Here is a 2,258-nt window from a genome sequence, read left to right as displayed (position 1 = left end):
TGATAGACTGGTGTCAGCTCACAGCATGCATCAAGCGGTAGATTTGCCACCAGTTGACCGTCTTGGAACAAGCTTAAATACTGACTATTGGTTACCTCTCCAACAATCGAGTTCGGCAGCTCCCATTTGTCACAGATCTTTTGAACTTCTGACTCGCGACCTTTTTCAATGACAAAAAGCATTCTCTCCTGGGATTCGGAGAGCATGATTTCATAAGCTGTCATTGTTTCAGCTCGCTTTGGAACTTCATCAAGGTTTAGGTCAATACCAGTTTGTCCCTTGAAACCCATTTCTGTGCTGCTGCAGGTTAATCCTGCTGCTCCCATATCCTGGACACTCACCACAGTTCCAGTCTGGTAAATTTCCAAGCAGGCTTCTAACAGTCTTTTACCAGCAAAAGGGTCACCAACTTGAACAGCAGGACGTTTACTGGCAGACCCCTCACTCAGTTCTTCCGAAGCGAAGGTTGCACCATGGATTCCATCTCGGCCTGTCGCATTACCGAGGTAGAGTATGGGATTCCCCTGACCGCTAGCTTTGCCATGCTGAATCTGGTCATGCTTTACAATTCCCAGACAGAAGACATTGACCAGAGGATTTTCATCATAGCAAGTCTCAAGAAAGACCTCACCACCAACAGTTGGTACACCAATACAATTCCCATATGCAGCAATTCCTGAGACGGCATGGGAAAGCAGATACCGGTTATGCGCTTTGTCAAGCGTGCCGAATCGAAGAGAGTTCATCAATGCAATCGGGCGTGCACCCATGGAAAAAATATCCCTCAAGATGCCACCAACACCAGTCGCAGCCCCTTGATAAGGCTCGACCGCCGTGGGGTGATTATGACTCTCAACTTTGAAAACGACTGCCCACCCATCACCGATGTCAACAATTCCTGCTCCTTCCCCAGGACCTTGAAGTACTTGTGAACCTTCTGTCGGAAATAACTTCAACAAAGGCTTCGAGTTTTTGTAGCTACAGTGCTCAGACCACATGACTGCAAAAATGCCAGTTTCGGTATAGTTTGGCTGGCGGCCTAAGAGCTCTACAATGCGGTTGTACTCGTCCGGGATTAATCCCATTTCACGATAGATTTTTTGCTCTGAGATTTGTTGAGGGGAGGGTTCCTGAGGCATTGAGTCAGGCTTTGTGATGTTCAAGCATGGATTGAAAGAGTCCAAGTCCATCAGTACTGCCAAGCCACTGCTTCACAGCTCTTTCCGGGTGCGGCATCATTCCTAAGACATTCCGTTGTTCATTAAGCAAACCGGTGATCCCAGCATCGGAACCATTGGGATTGTTTTCTGGGGTAAAGGAGAATGCGATTTGACCGTTTGACTTCAGTTCCTTGTGGGTAGCTTCGTCACAATAATAATTTCCTGAACCATGCGCGATTGGAAGTCTCAGGATATCCCCTAGTTGATAGCTAGAGGTAAAGGGTGATTCTGACTGAGTTACTTTTACGGGGACTACATCACAGATGAACTGCAAACTCTGATTCGGAAGTAAAGCACCGGGAAGCAAGCCTGCTTCAATCAAGATTTGGAATCCATTGCAAATCCCCAGAACCAATTTCCCTGAATTGGCAGCTTTTTTCACAGAGGCAATCACTGGAGATACTCCAGCCAAAGAACCAGGTCTCAGGTAATCACCATAAGTGAATCCACCTGGTATCAACATCACATCAAAGCGGTCCAAATCTGTGTCTTTGTGCCAGACGTATTCCGCTGTTGCTCCCTTTATTTGTAGAATTGCCTTGTAGAGATCAACATCACAATTTGAACCAGGAAAAACGAGAACGGCACAATGCATCAAGCTTCCTTGATGTCGATCTGGAAATATTCAATCACTGGATTGGCTAACAATTTCTCCGCCATTTCTCTTAGTTGGAGACTTGCAGCCTCTCGGTCTTCTGTAGGTAAGATCATTTCAATTTGGCGGCCGATACGAACCTTCTCCACGGACTCGAAGCCCAAATGTTTCAAAGCACCTTGAACAGCCTGGCCCTGAACGTCTAACACATTTTGTTGTAACATCACTGTGATGACTCCCTTAAGCATCTTTCCCCATGTGTAATCGGTTCCAGACCTCTTGATACGCTTCCACTAAACCCCCAAGGTTATGACGAAAACGGTCCTTATCCATTTTTTCATTGGTTTTTCCATCCCAAATTCGACAAGTATCTGGAGAAATCTCATCGGCAAGAATCAAAGATCCATCAGGCTGACAACCAAATTCGAGCTTGAAATCAACTA

The 2,258-nt window shown here is 46.1% G+C and carries 4 protein-coding genes; all 4 read right to left on the bottom strand.

Annotation, left to right across the window (positions count from 1 at the left end; translation table 11 throughout):
• Window positions 1-1,139, bottom strand: a 1,139-nt coding sequence (gene purL / locus P8O70_04190) for a phosphoribosylformylglycinamidine synthase subunit PurL (protein MDG2196081.1), incomplete at its 3' end; no start/stop codon positions are given.
• Window positions 1,140-1,143: 4 nt separating this feature from the next.
• Window positions 1,144-1,815: a phosphoribosylformylglycinamidine synthase subunit PurQ gene (gene purQ / locus P8O70_04185; GenBank protein MDG2196080.1), complete on the bottom strand. Its 672-nt coding sequence runs from the start codon at window positions 1,813-1,815 to the stop codon at window positions 1,144-1,146.
• Window positions 1,815-2,063, bottom strand: coding sequence for a phosphoribosylformylglycinamidine synthase subunit PurS (gene purS / locus P8O70_04180; protein ID MDG2196079.1), 249 nt, complete (start codon window positions 2,061-2,063; stop codon window positions 1,815-1,817). Before purS ends, purQ begins: the two co-directional genes overlap by 1 nt.
• Window positions 2,056-2,258, bottom strand: a 203-nt coding sequence (locus tag P8O70_04175) for a phosphoribosylaminoimidazolesuccinocarboxamide synthase (GenBank protein MDG2196078.1), incomplete at its 5' end; no start/stop codon positions are given. The genes P8O70_04175 and purS, both read right to left, overlap by 8 nt.

The sequence above is a fragment of the SAR324 cluster bacterium genome, assembly GCA_029245725.1.
Taxonomy (GTDB): Bacteria; SAR324; SAR324; order SAR324; family NAC60-12; genus JCVI-SCAAA005.
This window is presented reverse-complemented; position numbering and strand designations above follow the sequence as displayed.